Here is an 18,112-nt window from a genome sequence, read left to right on the forward strand (position 1 = left end):
GGACTTGTGCAACAGGGCTGCAGCTAGGCGCTTTCGGCGCAGACAGTACGCCTGTACGGCAAGCCGAAACAACGACGCTGAAGCCCTGTTTCACAAGTCCCGCCACCAAGAACCATGGCCATCGCCCAGTACATCAAGGAAATCGGCCGCGGCGCGCGCGGCGCCAAGCCACTGTCGCGCGAGCAGGCCACCGACCTGTTCGGCCAGGTGCTGGACGGGCAGGTGAGCGACCTGGAGATCGGCGCCTTCTGCCTGGCCATGCGCATCAAGGGCGAGACCTCGGAGGAGATGTGCGGTTTTCTGGACGCCACGCACAGCCGCCTGGCGCTGCTGCCCGCCACCGACCGCCCCCTCATCGTGCTGCCCAGCTACAACGGTGCGCGCAAGCTGCCGGTGCTGACGCCACTGCTGGCGCTGCTGCTGGCGCGTGAAGGGTTGCCCGTGCTGCTGCATGGTATGCGCACCGAGGCACGGCGGATTCTGGCATCGGATGTGCTTCTGGCGCTGGATGTACCTGCGCTGACAGCTCCTGAAAAAATAGCTAACGGCTCTGTGCGCCACATCCACACCCAGCACCTGCACGCAGGCCTGGCGCGCCTGCTGGCCGTGCGCGAGGTGGTGGGCCTGCGCAACCCGGGGCACAGCGTGGTCAAGCTGATGAGCCCCTGCGCGGGGCCGTCGGTGGTGGTCACGGCCTATACGCACCCTGAATACTTCGAGATGCTGCAAACCACCTTCCGCACGCTGGGCATGAGTGCGCTGCTCTCACGCGGGCTGGAGGGCGAGGTTGCCACCGACCCGCGCCGCACGCCGCGCTACGACGGTTTTGTGCACGGCGAACACACGGTGCTGGACACGCAGCAGCCCGGCACCGCCAGCGAAGTGCCCGGCCTGCCCGCCGAGATCGACGTGGCCACCACAGCCACCTATACGCGCCGCGTGCTGGCGGGCGAGTTGCCCATTCCACCGGCCATCGAGCGGCAGGTGGAACATATCTTGCAGCTGGCTGATCAAACTGCTTCGGAGACATCCCCATGAGCCGCCCCACGCCCCCCACCACCCAGCCCGCATTCACATCCCCGCTGGCCACCGGCGGCAGCTGTACCCTGGTGGGCGCAGGCCCCGGGGACCCGGAGCTGCTGACGATCAAGGCCCTCAAGGCCATCCAGGCCGCCACCGTGTTGCTGGTGGACGACCTGGTGAGCGATGCCATCGTGGCCCACGCATCCCCCACAGCACGCATCGTCTATGTGGGCAAACGCGGGGGCTGCAAAAGCACCCCCCAGGCCTTCATCGAGAAACTCATGCTCATGGCCGTGCGCGAGGGCGAGAACGTGGTGCGCCTCAAGGGAGGCGATCCGTTCATCTTCGGGCGTGGCGGTGAGGAGGTGGAGCACCTGCGTGCCGCCGGCGTGCAGGTCAGCGTGATCAACGGCATCACGGCGGGCCTGGCCGGGCTCACTTCTCTGGGCGCCCCGCTCACACACCGCGAACATGCGCATGGCGTGGTCTTCATCACCGGCCATGCCAAACCGGGCGATGCGGGCACCGACTGGCAGGCCCTGGCCCGCACCGCCCGCGATGCCAAGCTCACCCTCGTGATCTACATGGGCGTGAGCGGCGCTGCCACCATCGAGCAGGAACTGCTCACCGGCCTGCCCGCCGACACCCCCGTGGCCGTGATCCAGCACGCCAGCCTGCCCCACCAGCGCCATGCTGTCACCACGCTGGGCAGCCTGCACGCCACCATCACGCGCGAGGGGCTCGCCAGCCCCTCGGTGATTGTGGTGGGCGATGTGGTGCGTGGCCTGGCATTGGCCGTGCATGACGCCAGCGTAGAGCCGTTGCAGGCCCTGCGCGCGGGCTGAGCACACACCGCCATCCTCATCTTTCTATCGGCCCGCCTGCATTCTGCGCAGGACAGTACCGGGTTGCGCGCGCCATTGCTATGCAGAGTGCGCCGTTGCACACCCAGGCACCTTGCGCATGCATGTTTGCGCAGACATCGCGCCTTCCCACACAGAGCCACATTGGCAGCACTGCATTGGGTCATTCCACCCGCACATCTTGGCCCGGGTATTGCTTGAAGACATGCATCTGAATGCAACCCGCACAAGGAACACCATGGCAGCATTTCCACTCTCCGCACGCACTTCCAGCATGCCCACGCTGTCGTCTTCCACACAGACTCCCTCGCGCGACGCGGGCATGTCACTAGTCAACCTTGCGGCGCGCCAGCGCATGCTGTCTCAGCGCATGGTGCTGCAAAGCGTGCTGGCCGCACGCGGCAGCGACCTGCACCTGAAGGCTGCACGCAGCTCGCTCACCCTGTTCACCGACAGCCAGGCGCGGCTGATGGACACGCCGCGCCACCTTGATGCCGCCAGCGCCGAGATCATCCGCAGGGCATACCACGGCCCCCAGGGCGTGGGTGCCACCATCGATGCGTTTGCGCAGCAGGTGAGCACAGCGCTGGACCTGGCCGAGCGCCAGAGCCCGCGCGTAGAAGACGCGCTGGCCCGCTTGGTGGAGTCCACCGACAGCGTGCTCGAAGCACTCAACACCGCCACCACCGCGTTTGACCAAGTGAACAAGGCCCAGTCCGAAACCCTGATGAAGGAACTCGCGGGCATCGTGGCCTCCATCCAGACCGTGGCGCGCGAGGCCAAGGTGGTCAGCTTCAACGCCCAGGTGATGGCCGCCCGCGCAGGCCAGCACGGCCGCGAGTTTGCGGTGGTGGCCAATGTGCTATCCGGCATCACCAACGAGATCGATGGCCTGTCGCTGCAGGCGGTGTCGCTGGCCGGGCGCAGCCGCACAGGGGCCTGATGCCCCGGCCGCTAGGCGGCGCAAGGCCAGGCGGTTGCCCGCCTTTGACATGCGCTTACAAGCAGGGAGCAAACCACTGCAGTTTCCCGGCAAGCACCACCTATCATTCCTGAAAACATCGGCGTCCACGAGACGCCCCCTTGGCCACAAACCTTGTGCGCGGCCTATTCAGGAAGAGAGGATTTCATGAAGCTCCCCAACTTTTGCAAAAACTTGGCTCTCGCAGGTTGCCTAATCCTTGGCAGCAGCGCCGCCTGGAGCTACGACATCCAGGCGGGCAAAGTGGTCAACGATGCAGGGCAGCCTGTTCAGCTGCGCGGCGTGAACTGGTTTGGTTTTGAAACCAACACGCATGTGGTGCATGGCCTGTGGGCCCGCCACTGGAAGGACATGATCACGCAGATGCAGGCCCAGGGGTTCAACGCCGTGCGCCTGCCGTTCTGCCCCGCCACGCTGCACGGCTCGGCCCCGCCCAGCAGCATCGACTACGGCCGCAATACGGATCTGCAGGGCCTCTCAGCCATCCAGGTCATGGACAAGGTGGTCAACGAACTGAGCGCGCGCGGCATGTATGTGCTGCTCGACCACCACACCCCCGATTGCCAGACCATCAGCGAGCTTTGGTACACCCCCAGCTACAGCGAGCAGCAATGGATCAGCGACCTGACCTTTGTGGCCCAGCGCTATGCATCGGTGCCCGGCGTCATCGGCATTGACATCAAGAACGAGCCCCATGGTGCGGCCACCTGGGGCACGGGCAACCACGCCACCGACTGGAACCGGGCGGCCGAGCGCGCCGCCGCCGCCGTGCTGCCACTGGCCCCCCACTGGCTGATTGCGGTGGAGGGTGTTGGCGAAAACCCCAGCTGCTCCAGCAACAGCGCCCATTTCTGGGGGGGCAACCTGGAGCCCCTGGCATGCACGCCCCTGAACATCCCAGCCAACCGGCTGCTGCTGGCCCCGCACACCTACGGGCCGGACGTGTATGTGCAGTCGTACTTCAACGCGTCCGACTTCCCTGGCAACATGCCCGCGATCTGGGACCAGCATTTCGGCCAGTTTGTGCAGGCGGGTCATGCCGTGGTGCTGGGTGAATTCGGCGGCAAATATGGCCGGGGCGACACACGCGATGTGCTGTGGCAGAACACGCTGGTGGACTACCTCGTTGCCAAAGGCATGCGCAGCGGCTTCTACTGGTCGTGGAACCCGAACAGCGGCGACACCGGCGGCATCCTGGACGATGACTGGACCACCGTGCGCACGGACAAGGTGCAATTGCTGCAGCGCCTCTGGGGCGATGGCACCACGCCCACCCCAACACCTACTCCCACACCTACCCCCACGCCGACTCCAACGCCCACCCCCACGCCGGTTGCCAATTTCTCCGTGATGCAGACGGTGAACAGCGACTGGGGCTCGGGCTACTGCCAGCAGGTCAAGGTCATCAACATGGGCAATGCCACCGGCAACTGGGCCATCAGCGTCCCGGTGAGTGGCACCATCAACAACCTGTGGAATGCCACCTGGTCCCAGGCTGGCAGCAATCTGAACGCATCGGGCGTAAGCTGGAACCAGACCCTGTCCCCTGGGGCTGCTGCAGAGTTCGGTTTCTGCGCCGCGCGCTGAGCGGCGCCCGCACGGATCAAACCCCACCCAAGGCCTCTGCCATGCAGAGGCCCTTTTTTATTGCCGGTTCTTTTCCTTATCCACCAGCGGTTTCACGCACCTGCCTGAAGCGCTCCGCCAGCTCCTTGCGCAAGGATTTGCGCAGCAGGGCCGCATCCCAGCGGCGGCGCTCGTCGGGGGTGGAAGGCGACAGCGGCGGCACCTGCACGGGCTTGCGCGACTCGTCCACAGCCACCATGGTGAAAAAGCAGCTGTTCACATGCCGCACCACCTGCGAACGGATCTCCTCGGCCACCACCTTGATGCCGACTTCCATCGACGAACTGCCTGTGTAGTTCACGCTGGCCAGAAAAGTCACCAGCTCGCCCACATGGATGGGCTGCAAAAACATCACCTGGTCCACACTCAACGTCACCGTGTAGCAGCCCGAATAGCGGCTGGCGCATGAATACGCCACCTGGTCGAGCAGCTTGAGGATGGCGCCGCCGTGCACGTTGCCCGAAAAGTTGGCCATGTCGGGCGACATGAGCACGGTCATGCTCAGTTGGTGTGAAGGGATGTTCATGCAGCGATTTTAGAAAGCCGTGTGCGCTGCGTCGCGCGCAAATGGGCCCCCACGCACTGCGGGTGGCAGCTTCGCTACACTCGCGCAGCACCTGCTGACCGGGTGCGAGGAGGAACCGATGATCGAACTAGAAAAACTCAACGAATTCACCGAAAGCCATGGCGCATTGCGCACCGGAAAGGGACTGGTGTCGGGCGTGATTGCGCTCACGCTGGCCATTCTGTGTTTTCTGGGCGTGCTGGCCTTTCACTTCCCCGAGTACCTGACCACGCCCCAGCTGCGCAAGAGCTATGACGTGACGGTGATCCGCACCATCATGCTGGTGGCCATGGCGATTGCGGGCGGCATCTCGCTGGTCAACATTGTGTTCAACCGCGCGCGCTGGCTGGCCACCTTTGCGTTTGCCATAGTGGCCATCACCGCGCTGCTGGGCGGCCACAAGGTGGAGGTGAACCCGAACTTCCCCGACAACACGCCCTACATCGGTCTGGACTGGTTCATCCTGGACCTGCTGGGCAGCTCGCTGATCTTCATCTTCATCGAGAAGCTGTTCGCGCTGCGCAAGGACCAGCCCATCTTCCGCGCCGAGTGGCAGACGGACTTTCACCACTTCATCGTCAACCACATGGTGGTGGGCTTTGTGCTGCTGGCCACCAACCTCATCGTGCACAAGTTCTTTGGCTGGGCGGCCAGCGACGGCATCCGGGGTTGGGTGCAGGGCCTGAACTTCTGGGTGGCGCTGTTCCTCATCGTGCTGGTGGCTGACCTCGTGCAGTACTGGACCCACCGCGCGTACCACGAGGTGCCCACGCTATGGCGCCTGCACGCGGTGCACCACAGCGTCAAAAGCATGGACTGGATGGCGGGCTCGCGCCAGCACATCCTGGAGCTGCTCATCACCCGCACGCTGGTGCTGGCCCCTATCTACGTGCTGGGTTTCAGCAAGGAAGTGATCGATGCGTACATCGTCATCGTAGGCTTCCAGGCCGTGTTCAACCATGCCAATGTGAGTGTGCGCCTGGGGCCGCTGCGCTACGTGCTGGTCACGCCCAATTTCCACCACTGGCACCACAGCCAGGACCAGGAGGCGCTGGACAAGAACTACGCCGCCCACTTTGCGTTTCTGGACTACCTGTTTGGCACCGCCGTCAAAAGCACCAAGCTCTGGCCCGAACACTACGGCGTACTGGGTGACTATGTGCCCAACGGCTTTGTGAAGCAGTTCAAGTTTCCGTTCACCTGGAAGGGCTGAAAACGGCGACTGGCTCCCCGCACCCGCAGGCAACCCAGCGGCCTAGAGAGCGTTGAGCTCCTCTTCGAGCTGCCTCAGCTGCTCACGCAACTCTTCACTGCGGACGTCACACGCGGCCTTGTCCTTGGCGGCGACCGCTGCACGGTCCTGAGGAAACTGGTTGCCCGACGGCAAAGTGCCGCGCCGCAGCGGGCCCGCCTGGGCCGTGGCCTCGGCAGGCTGGGCCGTGCATTCCTGCTGGTTGCGCACGAGGGCGGCACGCGCCTGGGGCACGCCCTGCGTCTGCAGGTACTGCTTGCGCTGCCACGATGCGCCGAATGCGCCCTCCTTCCCCGCAGAGGGCGCAGGCCGGATGGGCGTAGCCCCCTGGATGGCGGGCCGCACGTCGATCTTCTCGCCCTCGCCCACACAGGGCGCATCCTGAAACGACACCTTGCCATTGGCATCCGTGCATTTGTTGACTGCCCAGGCCGGGGCCACAAGGCCCAGCACCAGGAGGCAGGCGGCGTAACGGATCGGATTCATAAAAGCAGTCCTCTTCAGGTCAATGGCACATGCTACCGCGCAGCACTGCGCGACTGCGGGCGCATGCGTCGGACCTGTCGTTACGTGCTGTATCCGGGCCAAAGCGAAAGGGCGCGCAGCTGTCCCACATTTGACGCCTTCCCGGTAAAAACCCGGTGAATGCACCACCGGCAGCCCTCCTAACATCGCCGCACCCTGGGGCCACCGTGGCCCCGCACCCGGAGACGCCGTTTGATGATGAAGCCCCCCTTTGCCTTGCACACCGACCAGCGCCCGCCCGTGGCGCTCCGCCGCCACCTTGTGCTGGCACTGGCCGGGGGCGCGGCCCTGGCCAGCCTGCCTGTCCATGCGCAGACCGCCCAGGGCAAAGGCGACATCCTGATTGGCCGCTCCACGGCCCTGTCGGGCGGTATGGCGCCCTTTCTGTCCCCCATCCACGAAGGGCAGGACGCGGCCATCGAAGATGCCAACGCCAAGGGCGGGATAGGCGGCCGCAAGATCCGGCTGGTGACGCTGGACGATGGCTTTGACCCGCGCCGCGCACTCGACAACGCCAAGCAGCTGAGCGAAAAGGACGGCGTGCTGGCGCTGTTTGGCGTGGCCGGTACCTCCCAGGTCATGACGCTGCTGCCTTACTTGGCGCAGGCCAAGCTGCCACTGATCTCCGTGTACACGGGCAGCCCCGCCATCCGTGCGCAGCAGCACCCCTACCTGTTCACGACCCGCGCCAGCTATGCCGACGAGCTGGTGAAGATCGTGCGCAACCTCGTGGCAGTGCAAACCTCGCGCATCGCCGTGGCCTATGAGAACAACGACTTCGGCAAGCTGCTGCTGCCCCTGGTCGAAAAAACCATCGCGGCCGAGGGCGCGGCCCTGGCCGGGTCGCACGCACTGGCATCGTCGGGCGACGACGCCAACGACGCAGCCAAGGCACTGGCAATGCAGAAGCCCCAGGCCGTGCTGCTGGTGGCGGCAGGCCCGTCGGTGGTGGCCTATGTGCGGGCCAACCGCGCGCACTTGGGCGTGCCCATCTACACACTGTCGCTGGGCGCAGGCACCGCCGTGCTCAAGGCGCTGGGCGACGATGCGCGCGGCCTGGCCGTGGCGCGCACGGGCCCCTCGCCCACCAAGCCCACCATTGCGCTCACGCGCGACTTCCAGGCATCCATGAAGCGCCACGACAAGCCCGTGGACTACGACCGCTACACCGGCTACATGGACGCGCGCGTGCTCATCGAAGGCCTGCGTGCAGCGGGCTCCGGCGTCACGCGCGCCAGCCTCGCCCAGGCCATGGAAAACCTGGGCAATCTGGACCTGGGCGGCTTTGGCTACCAGTTCAGTGCGCAAAACCACCATGGCTCCAACTATGTGGACATCGCGGTGGTGGGATCTGGCGGGGTATACCGGCAATAGGGACCAGCTCCCGCACGGGCGGCCTGGTGCTGCGCCCCTCCCCCATGCCCAGCCACGCGCCGGGCACGTTGCGCCATTGCGACAAAACAGCTGGGATTGAGCGGCCTAGAAAAATTGCAATCAACAATCATTCCCATTCGCGTTTACAATTTTTACGAATATTTCCAGCCAGCCGTGCTCTCGTAGAAAAGCGCTGCAAGCCAGCCCGTCATCGCTTTTCTCTCTGGAGCCCGTCCATGTCCGCACCCCGCAGGCGCATTGTCTGTGCCGTTCATCCCCTCGCGGTCGCCGCCGCCCTTGCCGCCTCTGGGGCCGGCACCGCCTGGGCCCAGCAGCCCGCAGCCACGACTGACACTTCCCCGACCACGGCCGACCAGATCGTGCAGCCCAAGGCACTCGACAGCGTCACCGTGTCGGGTGCGCGCGAGAGCGCATCCACCCGCCTCCAGCTCACGGCGCGTGAAACGCCGCAGTCGGTCAGCACCGTGAACCGTGCGCAGATCGAGCGCCAGTCGCTCACCAGCATCGACACCGTGCTGCGCAACGTGAACGGCATTGCCGTGAGCTTCTACGACACGCAGCGCCCGCTGTACTACGCGCGCGGCTTCCAGATCACCGATTTCCAGATCGACGGCCTGCCCAGCTACAGCAGCAGCACCAACCAGGAGTTCGACACCGCGCTGTACGAGCGCATCGACATCGTGCGCGGCGCCAACGGCATCCAGACCGGTGTGGGCGTTCCGTCGGCCACCATCAACATGATCCGCAAGCGCCCGCAGCGTGAGTTCGCCGCCTCTGTGGCGCTCACGGCGGGTTCGTGGAACCTGTACCGCGGCGAGCTGGACATCAACGCACCACTCAATAGCGACGGCAGCGTGCGCAGCCGCCTGGTGGTAGCTCCGCAGAAAAAGGACAGCTTCCGCGACCGCTACTCCGAGGACAAGACCGCCCTGCTCGCGGCGGTGGAGGCCGACATCGGCACCGCCACCGTGGTGTCGGTGGGCTACCAGCGCCAGTCCAACGACCCCAAGGCCCCCATCTGGGGCACCATCCCCCGTTTTGCCACCACGGGTACGCCCATCGATTTGCCGATCTCCACCAGCTTCTCGCCATCGTGGACACGCTGGGAGCGCACATCGGGCACGCTCTACGCCACGCTCGACCACCAGCTCAATGACGACTGGAGCCTGAAGGCCGCTCTGAACCACACCGAGGGCGACACCTTCCGCCTGAGCACCTACGGCTATGGCGCCACCACCGCCAAGGCGCCCTTCATCAACCCGGTGACAGGCGCAGGCACCACGCTGTATGCCGCCGTCAGCGGCGGCAGCGAAAAGCAGGACACGGTGGACGCCTACCTGTCGGGCAAGTTCGAGCTGGGCGGGCGCAAGCACGACCTGGTGGTGGGCATGAGCTCCACCCGCACCGCCACACGCACTGACGGCTACACCTCCGTCGCGGGCTGGAGCTACGTGATCCCCAACATCTACACCTGGGACGGCAGCGCGCCTGCGCCCACGTACTCCAAGACCGGCGCCTGGCGCACGCAGATCACGCAGCAGACGGGCCTGTTCGCCTCGGCACGCTGGCGCGTGACCGACCCGCTGTCGGTGCTCACCGGCCTGCGCCTGACCGACTGGCACCGCCACTCCGACACCTATGGCACCACCGGCACCTATGCGGGCCGCTCCGCCATCCAGGACGAGAACCGCAAGGCCACGCCCTATGTGGGCGCGGTGTATGACATCACGCCCACGCTGTCGGCCTACGCCAGCTACGCACGCATCTTCAACCCGCAGAACTACAAGGACCGCAGCAACACACCGCTGTCGCCCGTCATCGGCAGCAATGCAGAAGCCGGCCTCAAGGCCGAGCTGTTCGAGCGCCGCATCCAGGCGCACTTTGCGGTGTTCCAGACGAAGCAGGACAACTACGGCGTGCGCGACAGTGCCATCACCACCCCGCTGCCCGACGGCACCCTGCCCTACGTGGCCGTGAACGGCACCAAATCCACCGGCTTCGAGCTGGAGTTCGCAGGCATGGCCACCCGGCAGTGGCGCGTGAGCGCGGGCCTCACCCGCGCCAAGGTCACGCGCGCACCCACCGACCTGATCTACGCCAACATGCCCGACTACCTGCTGCAGCTGGGCACGGACTACCAGCTCTCGGGCGCCCTCGCGCCCTTGTCGGTAGGCGGCAACCTGACCTGGCAAAGCGCCATCGAGGGCTTCAACATCCCGCACCCCAGCGGCACTGTGACGGTGAAGCAATCACCCAAGGCCATCCTCAACCTGCGCGCGTCCTGGCAGTTCAACCCCAAGCTCAGCGCCACGCTGGCCGTGAACAACGTCACCAACCAGAAGTACTGGGCCAACCTGGACTACGGCAACTACGCCGACCCGCGCAACCTGAGCGTGACATTGCGCGCAGCGTTCTGATCGGCGTACCGACAAGACAAGAGGGAGAGAGGGGCGACTGGGGCCTGCGCTGCATCGGCATAGCGCCGTGCGGAGCAGGCCCCAGGGCAGCCGGGGGACAATCACGCCTTTGTCCCTTTTTGATGACTCTCCGTGTCCCTTCCATTTTTTGACGCCATCATCATCGGCGCCGGCGCTGCCGGCCTGTTCTGCGCGGGCCAGGCGGGCCAGCGGGGGCTGAAGGTCTTGCTCATCGACCATGCCGACAAGGTGGCGGAGAAGATCCGCATCTCGGGCGGCGGGCGCTGCAACTTCACCAACCGCGACCTGGACCCGGCCGCGCCGCACAAGCATTTTGTGGGGCAGAACCCGCAGTTCTGCCGCTCTGCGCTGTCCCGCTACACGCCGCAGGATTTCATTGCGCTGGTGGACAAACACGGCATCCCCCACCACGAAAAACACAAGGGCCAGCTGTTTGCCGACCGCTCAGCCGAGGACATCATTGCCATGCTGCTGGCCGAGTGCACGGCAGGTGGGGTGACCCATTGGCAGCCTTGTGCCGTGAAAAACATAGCATTTTTGGCCGCCACCGCGCATCCATCAAGCGTCGATAGCTATCAAATTGATACTGACCGGGGCCCGGTGCAAGCGCGCTCGCTGGTGATTGCCACGGGCGGGCTGTCCATCCCCAAGATCGGTGCCACGGATTTCGGCTACCGGCTCGCGCAGCAGTTCCAGATCCCGCTGGTCGAGCGCCGCCCAGGCCTGGTGCCGCTGACCTTTGATGGAACAGGTTGGGCGCCTTATGCACAACTCGCGGGTCTGGCGCTGCCGGTGCAGATCAGCACCGGAGCCAAAAAGTCCCGCATGGCCTTTGACGAAGACCTGCTCTTCACCCATCGGGGCCTGTCGGGCCCGGCGGTGCTGCAGATCTCCAGCTACTGGCAGGAGGGCACGCCGCTGGCCATCAACCTCGCGCCCACGGTGGACCTGCCCGCTGCGCTGGCGCAGGGCAAGGCCCGCTCGCGCAAGCTGATTGCCAACGAGCTGGCCACCCTGGTCCCGAGCCGCCTGGCCGATGCCTGGGCCGGCCGCGAGGCAGACTGGCAGCGCCCCATCAACGAGGCCAGCGACAAGGCCCTGGCGCGCCTGGCGGAGCAATTGGCGCGCTGGGAGCTGACGCCCACGGGCACCGAGGGCTACAAGAAGGCCGAGGTAACGCTGGGTGGCGTGGACACCAAGGCGCTGTCGCAGCAGACCATGGAGTGCAAGGCCCAGCCGGGCCTGTACTTCATTGGCGAAGTGGTGGATGTGACGGGCTGGCTGGGCGGCTACAACTTCCAGTGGGCCTGGGCCAGCGCCCATGCCTGTGCGCAGGCGCTGCCACTGACTGGTGATGCGTGACGCGTTGACGCATTGAGGAGGAAGACGCCGCCAGGACAACGCCCCTACACTTCGGCCAGCCCACCGGGCTTTCACCCTCAACGTCTTTTTTCGGGAGACCGGCATGGACGCCATGGAGCGCACAGAAAAACTGCAGGCGGCCGCCACGGCGGTCGGTGCCCTTGTGGCCCTGGTGCCTGCGGCCAGCATCGGCGGCAACATCTTTGTCGCCATCCTCGCAGCGCTGGGCGTGGGCTCCCTGGCCGGGGGCGCGGTGATGCTGCGCTGGCTGCTCACCGACGAGGGCGACGCCTACCTGCGGGCCGACTCGCGCATCTCGGGCCGTTCCACATCGCGCACCTCCGTGTGGCTGGGCAATCTGGCGCCAGGCGTGATCCTGACCGGCCTGGCGGTTTTGCTCCACCTGCGGCTGACCTGACCACGGCACGCACTGAATCGCTGCGCCGCATCACCCCATTAGCGGTGCGGATTGTGTGATCGTGGCATCCAGCCCACGCAACGAGGCACCTTGCAGCAAGCGGTGCTGCAGCGCCCAGGCTTCCAGGTGGTCCAGCGGCAAGGGGCGGCTGAAGTAATAGCCCTGCAGCTCCTCGCAGTCCAGCGCACCCAGCACCTGGGCCGTGGCCAGGTCTTCCACGCCTTCGGCCACGATGCGCAGCCCCAGCGTGTGGCCCAGCGCGATGATGGCGCGCGTGATGGCCATGTCGGCGGGGTTGGTCAGCATGTCGCGCACAAAGGACTTGTCCACCTTGAGGCGGTCAATGTCAAAACGCTTGAGGTAGGCCAGGCTCGAATACCCGGTGCCGAAGTCATCAATGGACAACTGCACGCCCAGCGCCTTGAGGGCCGCCAGCTGCTGCGCCGCCGCGTGGGCGTTGTCCATAAGCTGTGATTCGGTGATCTCCAGCTCCAGCCGGTGGGCAGGCATGCGGGTGCGGGCCAGCAGCGCCTCGATGTCAGGCACCAGCGCCGGGTCGGCCAGCTGAGCAGCCGAGAGGTTGACCGACACGGACACATCCGCCAGCGGGTGCAGGTGCGCGGGTGAATGCGCGTGCACGTGCTGGTGCGGTTGTGGGTGCTCGTCGCCGTCCTCGGGCAACACCTGCCAACGCGCCCACTGCTCGCAGGCCTGCTGCAGCACCCACCCGCCGATGGCGCGGATCATGCCGCTCTCTTCGGCAATGGGGATGAACTCGCTGGGCGGGATGGCGCCCAGCACCGGGCTGTTCCAGCGCAGCAGCGCCTCCACGCCCAGCAGGTGCGCGCCCTTGGCAGACAGGCGCGGCTGGTAGTGCAGGCTCAGCTCGTTGCGCTCCAGCGCGCGGCGCAGCTGCTGCTCCATGGTCTGGCGGGCCACGGCGCGCAGGTCGGTCTCCATCGAATAGAACAGCGCCATGTCGCGCCCTGTGGTCTTGGCCTCGTACATGGCGGCGTCGGCGCGGCGCATGAGTTCGTCAATGTCGCTGCCATCTTCCGGGTAGACGGCGATGCCCACGCTGCAGGAGACATTCAACTCATGCCCCTCCACCGGATGGCTCTGGCGGATGAGCGGGATCAGCCGCCGCTCCACCAGCTGCTGCACATCCTCGCGCCCGGCCACGTCGCGCATCACCACCACAAACTCGTCGCCGCCCAGGCGGCTCACCGTGTCGCGGCTGCGCACGGCCTGCGTGAGACGCGCTGCCACCGAGCGCAGCAGGCCATCGCCAATGTGGTGGCCCAGCGTGTCGTTGATGGACTTGAAGCGGTCCAGGTCGATGAACAGCACCGCCACCTTCTCGCCCGTGATGGGCGCCTGCGCCAGCGCGGCCTGCAGCCGCTGCACGCACAGCGAGCGGTTGGGCAGCTCGGTGAGCACGTCGTGGTGGGCCAGGAACTGGATGCGCTCCTCGTTGTGCTTGCGGTCGGTGATGTCGATGGCAATGCCGATGTGGTTGGCCACAGCGCCACCCTTGCCCTCGCGCACGGCCGACACCATGAGCCAGGCCGGGTAGGTCTCGCCCGAGCGGCGGCGAAACCGCACCTCGCCCTGCCAGGATTCCTTGTCGGCCATGGTGCGGCGGATCTGCGCAGACAGCGGCTCGCCCCCCGCCTCTTCCAGCAACGAGCCCAGACCCTCGCCAATGAGTTCGTAGAAGTCGTAGTGCGTGCTGCGGCAGAACGCCTTGTTCACGCTGATGATCTGCTGATCGGCGTTCATGATGATGATGCCCTCGGACGAGGCCTCGAACACCTTGGCCCACAGCTCCAGGCGCTGCTCCATCACCTTGAGCACGTTGATGGGCGTGAACGCCGTGAGCACCGAGTCGCGCCCCTGGAACTGCAGGCGCCGCGCCGACAGCACGGCCCACGAGGGCTCGGGGCTGCCCTTCCAGCGCACTTCAAATTCATCGACCGAGCCCTGGTCCGCCAACCGCTGGAAGAAGCGCGCGCGCACCCCGGGCTCCAGTCCCACGGCCCAGGGGTCGGTCTTGCGGCCGCCCAGCCAATGGGCGGCGGGCGCGTTGGAGTGCAGCACCTCGTGTTCGGGGATGGAGGTGACCACCATGGGGATGGGGAAGGCCTCCACCAGCTCGCGCTGTGCCTCGGCCGCGCGGGCGCTGGCGGCCAGTTCCTGCTGCAGCAGGCGATCGCGGTCGAGCTGCGAGAGCATCTCGTTGAACGCAGTGACCAGACGGCCGATTTCGTCGCGGCTGTTCCACTCTGCGCGCAGCGTGTGGTCGCCGCTTTTACGCACTTCGTCGGCCACGCGGGCCAGTTGCTGCAGCGGCTTGGCAATCTGGCGCGCGACCAGGGTCACCAGGCTCAGGATGCAGCCCAGCAGCACCAGCGCCGTGCCCAGGTGCAGCCACATGCGTGCAAACAGGCTGTCCACCCGCTGGTTCAACAGGCGTTCCAGGTCCACGATGCCCACCGACCAGGCATCGCGCAGCGCACCCAGCACCTGGGCCTGCTGCGCGCCCACCTGGGCCAGCGTCAGGCGCGACTCGCCAGCGGCAATGCCCTGCAGCAGGGCCTGCAGGCTCTCCAGCGAGGCCTTGAGCGCCTCGCGCTGCCGTCCCAGCGCCGCACGCATCTCGGGCGAACCCGCAATGAACGCCTGGTTGTAGTCCGACTCAATGCCCTGCGCCACCGCGTCCAGCCGCCCCACCAGCGTGAGCAGCTCCGAGGTCCACTGCGGCCCCCGCGCCGAAGGCGCTGCGCTCAAAAAACTCACCGTGTCATGCACCGCCTGCAGCAGCTCCGGGAATCGCAGCACCACCAGCGACATGACGTAGTAGCTGTCCAGGTCCGGGTCCAGGATCAGGTTGGACTGGTTGCCCACCGTGGTGAGCAGCTCGCGCCCCTCGCGCAGCAACTGGCTGCGCCGCAGGGTGAGCGAGGGCGCATCGGCCGATGCCGCTCCTGCCACTTCTGCCGGCGCCTGCCGTGCGTTGCCGGGCAACTGCTCCAGCACGGTGCTGAAGCGCTGGCCTGCATCGCCGGTGCGCAGCAGCTCGTCATGGGCCGCACGCACCACCGCCAGCCGGGCCAGCACCTCGGCCACCTGCGGCGGCTGCTGGGAGGCATCCAGAAACTGCCCCAGCAAGCCATCGCGTACCACCGCCGCATAGGTGGTGCCCACGATCTCCTTGCGCGTGAAGTCGATGGCCAGGTACTTCTCGTGGATCAGGATGCTGGAGACGTAGATCACCGCCGTCAGGTCCAGCAGATAGATGAGCATGAGCTTGCGGCCCACACTGAGGCGGCCCAGCCAACCCGATACGCGGCGCATGAATGCCATGGTGTTGCGGCAAGGGCCCGCCCAGGCGGATGGCCTGGGCTACCCACCGGAGAGTGAATAGGAGTGTTACAACATGAAGCAATTTCCGCGCCATTGCAGTGCAGCCAGCCCGTGAGCCGCCAACCGGGCGCCTCGTGGGGCGGCAGACGGGCGGGACCTTGCGCTACCGGCGCGAATAAGGGCTATAATCTCCGGCTTTGCTGGCAATGCCCCGTCGGCCAAATACTAGTTACAGACGGGGAAACCGCTTTGTACGGACTTGAGGCCCGATCTCCCCAAGCCCCTCTGCAGGCACCATTTGGAAAACATTAGCTAATGACTACGATCCGCGTAAAAGAAAACGAACCCTTTGACGTTGCCCTGCGCCGCTTCAAGCGCACCATTGAAAAGCTCGGCCTGCTGACCGACCTGCGCGCCCGTGAGTTCTACGAAAAGCCCACCGCCGAGCGCAAGCGCAAGAAGGCTGCTGCCGTGAAGCGTCACTACAAGCGCGTTCGCAGCATGCAACTGCCCAAGAAGCTGTACTAAGTACCGCTTTGGCACCGTCCTGATACGGAGTGCCGACAAACCCGCGCTAGGGACGCCAAGCGCGGGTTTTTGTTTTTTCGGGTTTGCAAAAAGCCCCTCTGGCGTCGTTGTAGCGCCTTGCCGTAGCGAGACTACTGTCTGCGGCACTACGCCTAGCCAGAGGGGCTTTTTGCAAACCCTAAGTCCCTGCCTGACCCACACAAAGACAAAGGAAAAGCCTCATGAGCCTCAAGGACCAGATCACCGAAGACATGAAAACCGCCATGCGCGCCAAGGACAGTGAGCGCCTGGGCACCATCCGCCTGCTGCAGGCCGCGATGAAGCAGAAGGAAGTGGACGAGCGCATCACCCTGGACGACGCGGCCGTGGTGGCCATCGTGGACAAGCTCATCAAGCAGCGCAAGGACTCGATCACCGCCTTTGAGGGCGCAGGCCGCCAGGACCTGGCCGACAAGGAAAAGGCCGAGATGGCTGTGCTGCAGGCCTACCTGCCCGAGCGCATGTCGGCAGAAGAAACGCTGGCTGCCGTGAAGGCCATCGTGGCCGAAATCGGCGCATCGGGCCCTGGCGAAATGGGCAAGGTCATGGGCGTGGTCAAGACCCGCCTCGCGGGCAAGGCCGATATGGGCCAGGTGTCGGCTGCCGTGAAAGCGGCACTGGCGGGCTGATCGCCCCTGCGGTCGTGCCCACGCGGTACGACCGGTATCTTTTTGATAGCTGCCAGCGCATGTGAGACGTGCGCTGGCAGCTATTTTTGCGTCAAACCGAGGCGTTTGCGCCCACACCGATCTTTGCGCTGCGCGACGCCCACCCGTCGCGAAAGAGCGCCTGCAAAAACTCCACACACACCCGCACTTTGGCCGAGCGCTCCAGCCGCGTGGGGTAGACGGCCCACACATTGGCTTCTTGCTGCCACTGCGGCAACACCTGCACCAGGCGCCCGGTCTGCAGGTGCGCGCCCACATCCCACAACGAGCGCAGCACCACGCCACGTCCGTCCACCGCCCACTGCACGGCCATCTCGCCGTTGTTGGCCGACAGCGGGCCACGCACCTTCACCGACTCTTCCTGCGCACCGCTGCGCAGGCGCCACACGCCAAATGGATGGTCACGCTCCTTAATCACCAGGCAGTCGTGCGCGGCCAGATCAGCCACCGTGCGCGGCGAGCCCTTGCGCTGCAGGTAGGCAGGCGCTGCACACAACACGCGGTGGTTGTCGGCCAGGCGGCGGGCGATCAGGTGCGGCGCAATTTCGTCGCCCACGCGCACGTCCAGGTCAAACCCTTCGCCCGCCACATCCACCAGCCGGTCGAACACTTCCAGGCGCACCTGCAGCCCCGGGTGCTGCGCCACCAACCGCGACAGCGCAGGCGCCACGATCTGCCGGCCAAAACCAAAGCTGCTGCTCACCCGCAACAGCCCGCGCGGCTCGCTGCGCGTCACGGCCACCTCCTGCATCAGCTGCTCCATGTCGTCCAGGATGCGCTGCGCCCAATGGAAGACGCGCTCGCCCTCTTCCGTCACCGCCACGCGGCGGGTGGTGCGGTGCAGCAGCTTGACCTGCAGGTCCTGCTCCAGCAGGCGAATGCGCTTGCTGACATAGGCGGGTGAGGTGCCCAGCTCGGTGGCGGCGCCGCCAAAGCTCGCCTTGCGCACCACGGCCGTGAACACGCGCAGGTCTTCCGCTGCAGGATTTTTATGCACGAAGTGTGAAAGATGAAGCCACAGTTGGCGGATTGTAGTTATCGGAAGCGCTGGGAACAATGCAC

15 protein-coding genes are annotated in these 18,112 nt (G+C 65.8%); 11 read left to right on the forward strand and 4 right to left on the reverse strand.

What is annotated here, in order from left to right; all coding sequences use genetic code 11:
- The first annotated feature begins 114 nt into the window (after positions 1–114).
- The 4 genes from ybiB (at position 115) to AvAM_RS25170 (ending at position 4,455) form a co-directional block, all read left to right on the forward strand.
- Positions 115–1,038, forward strand: a complete 924-nt coding sequence (ybiB, locus tag AvAM_RS25155) for a DNA-binding protein YbiB (protein ID WP_137749637.1) — start codon at positions 115–117, stop codon at positions 1,036–1,038.
- Positions 1,035–1,868 carry a uroporphyrinogen-III C-methyltransferase gene (cobA, locus tag AvAM_RS25160; RefSeq protein ID WP_137749638.1) on the forward strand — a complete coding sequence of 278 codons (834 nt, stop codon included), beginning with the start codon at positions 1,035–1,037 and terminating at the stop codon, positions 1,866–1,868. The genes ybiB and cobA overlap by 4 nt, the downstream gene beginning before the upstream one ends.
- A gap of 256 nt (positions 1,869–2,124) precedes the next feature.
- Complete coding sequence (locus AvAM_RS25165) at positions 2,125–2,829, forward strand: type IV pili methyl-accepting chemotaxis transducer N-terminal domain-containing protein (RefSeq protein WP_137749639.1); 705 nt, start codon at positions 2,125–2,127, stop codon at positions 2,827–2,829.
- A gap of 186 nt (positions 2,830–3,015) precedes the next feature.
- A complete protein-coding gene (locus tag AvAM_RS25170) occupies positions 3,016–4,455 on the forward strand; it encodes a cellulase family glycosylhydrolase (protein ID WP_137749640.1) in 1,440 nt (479 codons plus the stop codon).
- A gap of 76 nt (positions 4,456–4,531) precedes the next feature.
- Here AvAM_RS25170 and AvAM_RS25175 read toward each other — a convergent pair whose 3' ends face one another.
- Positions 4,532–5,020, reverse strand: a complete 489-nt coding sequence (locus tag AvAM_RS25175) for an acyl-CoA thioesterase (RefSeq protein ID WP_094286998.1) — start codon at positions 5,018–5,020, stop codon at positions 4,532–4,534.
- 118 nt (positions 5,021–5,138) lie between these two features.
- On the opposite strand from AvAM_RS25175, the gene AvAM_RS25180 reads away from it, so the two are divergent.
- Complete coding sequence (locus AvAM_RS25180; protein ID WP_137749641.1) at positions 5,139–6,272, forward strand: sterol desaturase family protein; 1,134 nt, start codon at positions 5,139–5,141, stop codon at positions 6,270–6,272.
- 42 nt (positions 6,273–6,314) lie between these two features.
- Here the strand turns inward: AvAM_RS25180 and AvAM_RS25185 are convergent, their stop codons facing one another.
- Entirely contained in the window at positions 6,315–6,797 is a 483-nt protein-coding gene (locus AvAM_RS25185) for a DUF4124 domain-containing protein (protein WP_137749642.1), read from the reverse strand.
- A gap of 234 nt (positions 6,798–7,031) precedes the next feature.
- Between AvAM_RS25185 and AvAM_RS25190 the strand changes: the two genes are divergently transcribed.
- The 4 genes from AvAM_RS25190 (at position 7,032) to AvAM_RS25205 (ending at position 12,449) form a co-directional block, all read left to right on the forward strand.
- Positions 7,032–8,210, forward strand: a complete 1,179-nt coding sequence (locus AvAM_RS25190; RefSeq protein ID WP_249368395.1) for an ABC transporter substrate-binding protein — start codon at positions 7,032–7,034, stop codon at positions 8,208–8,210.
- Positions 8,211–8,446: 236 nt separating this feature from the next.
- Positions 8,447–10,648, forward strand: coding sequence for a TonB-dependent siderophore receptor (locus AvAM_RS25195; RefSeq protein WP_137749643.1), 2,202 nt, complete (start codon positions 8,447–8,449; stop codon positions 10,646–10,648).
- A 132-nt stretch (positions 10,649–10,780) separates the two neighbouring features.
- On the forward strand, positions 10,781–12,031 hold the full coding sequence (locus tag AvAM_RS25200; protein ID WP_137749644.1) for an NAD(P)/FAD-dependent oxidoreductase: 1,251 nt from the start codon (positions 10,781–10,783) through the stop codon (positions 12,029–12,031).
- Positions 12,032–12,134: 103 nt separating this feature from the next.
- Entirely contained in the window at positions 12,135–12,449 is a 315-nt protein-coding gene (locus tag AvAM_RS25205) for a hypothetical protein (protein WP_137749645.1), read from the forward strand.
- Positions 12,450–12,479: 30 nt separating this feature from the next.
- Here AvAM_RS25205 and AvAM_RS25210 read toward each other — a convergent pair whose 3' ends face one another.
- Positions 12,480–15,815 carry an EAL domain-containing protein gene (locus AvAM_RS25210; protein ID WP_137749646.1) on the reverse strand — a complete coding sequence of 1,112 codons (3,336 nt, stop codon included), beginning with the start codon at positions 15,813–15,815 and terminating at the stop codon, positions 12,480–12,482.
- Positions 15,816–16,130: 315 nt separating this feature from the next.
- On the opposite strand from AvAM_RS25210, the gene rpsU reads away from it, so the two are divergent.
- Together rpsU and AvAM_RS25220 are read left to right on the forward strand one after the other, a co-directional pair.
- Positions 16,131–16,343 carry a 30S ribosomal protein S21 gene (gene rpsU, locus AvAM_RS25215; protein WP_007833691.1) on the forward strand — a complete coding sequence of 71 codons (213 nt, stop codon included), beginning with the start codon at positions 16,131–16,133 and terminating at the stop codon, positions 16,341–16,343.
- A gap of 221 nt (positions 16,344–16,564) precedes the next feature.
- The gene (locus tag AvAM_RS25220) at positions 16,565–17,011 is read left to right on the forward strand and encodes a GatB/YqeY domain-containing protein (protein WP_137749647.1); all 447 of its coding nucleotides are present in this window, start codon (positions 16,565–16,567) and stop codon (positions 17,009–17,011) included.
- A gap of 91 nt (positions 17,012–17,102) precedes the next feature.
- Here the strand turns inward: AvAM_RS25220 and AvAM_RS25225 are convergent, their stop codons facing one another.
- Positions 17,103–18,047 (reverse strand): LysR substrate-binding domain-containing protein, encoded by a 945-nt coding sequence (locus AvAM_RS25225; protein WP_171012400.1) that lies wholly within the window; start codon positions 18,045–18,047, stop codon positions 17,103–17,105.
- Positions 18,048–18,112: the final 65 nt, after the last annotated feature.

The sequence above is a fragment of the Acidovorax sp. NB1 genome (assembly GCF_005405905.1).
Taxonomy (GTDB): Bacteria; Pseudomonadota; Gammaproteobacteria; order Burkholderiales; family Burkholderiaceae_C; genus Acidovorax.

Excerpts from the sequence above, each read along its gene's own strand:
- ybiB (WP_137749637.1), top strand. The coding sequence starts at position 115 with ATGGCCATCGCCCAGTACATCAAGGAAATCGGCCGCGGCGCGCGCGGC.
- cobA (WP_137749638.1), top strand. The coding sequence starts at position 1,035 with ATGAGCCGCCCCACGCCCCCCACCACCCAGCCCGCATTCACATCCCCG.
- AvAM_RS25165 (WP_137749639.1), top strand. The coding sequence starts at position 2,125 with ATGGCAGCATTTCCACTCTCCGCACGCACTTCCAGCATGCCCACGCTG.
- AvAM_RS25170 (WP_137749640.1), top strand. The coding sequence starts at position 3,016 with ATGAAGCTCCCCAACTTTTGCAAAAACTTGGCTCTCGCAGGTTGCCTA.
- AvAM_RS25175 (WP_094286998.1), bottom strand. The coding sequence starts at position 5,020 with ATGAACATCCCTTCACACCAACTGAGCATGACCGTGCTCATGTCGCCC.
- AvAM_RS25180 (WP_137749641.1), top strand. The coding sequence starts at position 5,139 with ATGATCGAACTAGAAAAACTCAACGAATTCACCGAAAGCCATGGCGCA.
- AvAM_RS25185 (WP_137749642.1), bottom strand. The coding sequence starts at position 6,797 with ATGAATCCGATCCGTTACGCCGCCTGCCTCCTGGTGCTGGGCCTTGTG.
- AvAM_RS25190 (WP_249368395.1), top strand. The coding sequence starts at position 7,032 with ATGATGAAGCCCCCCTTTGCCTTGCACACCGACCAGCGCCCGCCCGTG.
- AvAM_RS25195 (WP_137749643.1), top strand. The coding sequence starts at position 8,447 with ATGTCCGCACCCCGCAGGCGCATTGTCTGTGCCGTTCATCCCCTCGCG.
- AvAM_RS25205 (WP_137749645.1), top strand. The coding sequence starts at position 12,135 with ATGGACGCCATGGAGCGCACAGAAAAACTGCAGGCGGCCGCCACGGCG.
- AvAM_RS25210 (WP_137749646.1), bottom strand. The coding sequence starts at position 15,815 with ATGGCATTCATGCGCCGCGTATCGGGTTGGCTGGGCCGCCTCAGTGTG.
- rpsU (WP_007833691.1), top strand. The coding sequence starts at position 16,131 with ATGACTACGATCCGCGTAAAAGAAAACGAACCCTTTGACGTTGCCCTG.
- AvAM_RS25220 (WP_137749647.1), top strand. The coding sequence starts at position 16,565 with ATGAGCCTCAAGGACCAGATCACCGAAGACATGAAAACCGCCATGCGC.